Source organism: Brevundimonas sp. GW456-12-10-14-LB3 (assembly GCF_059424365.1).
Window position 1 is genome coordinate 1 of sequence record NZ_JBWKZJ010000080.1, and the last position, 1240, is coordinate 1240.

The window sequence follows — 1240 nt, forward strand, 5'->3', positions numbered from 1 at the left end:
GGGTGGAGGCGGGACTCCTTCTTCCCTTGCGGGAGAAGATGGGCGACCCTCGGGCTTGTCCAGAGGGGAGGTCGGATGAGGGGTTGCACCAGCCCTGACGGTCCACGCCGAACCGACCCCTCATCCGGCCCTGCGGGCCACCTTCTCCCGCAAGAGGAGAAGGAAGGACGCCTCCGGGTCGAGGACGCGGTTCAGTTGGGCGCGGGGGGTCTTCATCTCGGCGGCCAAGCTATCCCCTGATCTTTCGTCATCCGGCAAGCCGCGCCGGCCGCCGCGCCCCGGTCGCCACCGTGACCAAGAAGAGGGCCTAGAACCTGACCGAGTCCATGCACGAAGAGGCGGCTCGCTTGCGCGACGAGATCAAGCGTATGAAGAAGATGGACCTGGAGTTCGCCCAGGACATGATGAGCAGCTGAGCCCCTGCGGCGATCGAGACCTGACCCATGATACGTCTTTATGTGACCGGCGACCTGTCGCCCGGCGCCGCCGTCGCCCCGACCCTGGACCAGTCGCGCTATCTGACCCAGGTGATGCGGCTGAAGGCGGGCGACGAACTGCTGGTCTTCAACGGCCGCGACGGCGAATGGCGCGCCTCGATCGCCGAGGTGCTGAAGAAGGGCGTCATCCTGCGCGCCGAGGCCCAGACCCGACCCCAGACGCTCGGCCCGGATCTGGAGCTGATCGTCGCCGTGGTGAGGAAGGCCCGGGTCGAGACCATCGTCGAAAAGGCCGCTGAACTGGGCGCCCGCCGGGTGCGGCTGGTGCTGACGAAACGCACCAATGCGGACCGCATCCGCCTGGACCGGCTGGACGCCATCGCCGAGGAGGCCGCCGAACAGACCGGCCGCCTGGACGTCCCCCGCATCGACGATCCGATCAAGCTGGACGCCGTCTTGACCGATTGGGAGGCCGGGCGGCGGCTGATGTTCTGCGACGAGACCGGCGGGGCGCCGGCGATCCGAGCGCTGACCCAGGCGTCTCCTCCGGCCGCCAAATGGGCCATACTGATCGGCCCCGAAGGCGGCTTTTCGCCCGAGGAGGGCGAACGGCTCCGCGCCCTGCCCTTCACCACCGCCGTTTCGCTCGGCCCCCGCATCCTGCGGGCCGACACCGCCGCCATCGCCGCCATGACCCTGTGGCAGGCGGCGGTCGGGGATTGGGACCGCTGAGAGACGCCATTCCCCCTCATTCCTCCCCCTCTGGGGGAGGGGGACCGCCGCGCCCTTGCGCGGGGGTGGAG

General features: G+C 69.4%; 1 protein-coding gene. It reads left to right on the forward strand.

The genetic code is table 11. From position 1 onward, the window contains the following. Positions 1 to 443: 443 nt before the first annotated feature. Positions 444 to 1169 carry a 16S rRNA (uracil(1498)-N(3))-methyltransferase gene (locus AC07XS_RS15835; RefSeq protein WP_182715215.1) on the forward strand — a complete coding sequence of 242 codons (726 nt, stop codon included), beginning with the start codon at positions 444 to 446 and terminating at the stop codon, positions 1167 to 1169. Positions 1170 to 1240: the final 71 nt, after the last annotated feature.

Coding starts and splice junctions, on each gene's coding strand:
- AC07XS_RS15835 (WP_182715215.1), top strand. CDS start 444: ATGATACGTCTTTATGTGACCGGCGACCTGTCGCCCGGCGCCGCCGTC.